The sequence below is a fragment of the Janibacter sp. CoH_79_TC_3 genome, from assembly GCF_058197955.1.
On record NZ_JBXWIV010000156.1, the window covers coordinates 1 to 248 of the forward strand.

Sequence of the window (248 nt, forward strand, 5' to 3'; positions counted from 1 at the left end):
GTCCTGGCATTCGAGAAGACGCTCCCGCATCTTTGGGGAGGGGAACTCACGCAATATACGAAGGGGCTGCTCGAGAACACGCTGGGATGCATCGGTACGTTGAGCAGTGTACTTATCCGGGCCGCCAAATTCACAGAACGCGTCGGTTACTGGTCGGTCGACTCGTTGGAACGTGCGTTGCTTACAGAAGCGCAGCGCAAGCGGATTCTCGAAGAGATTCTCGACGGCGAGACAGCCGTCGAGAATCT

The 248-nt window shown here is 56.9% G+C and carries 1 protein-coding gene; it reads left to right on the forward strand.

The features are described from left to right. On the forward strand, positions 1-248 hold a 248-nt coding region (locus AC2FA3_RS15455), incomplete at both ends, for a hypothetical protein (protein ID WP_490510361.1).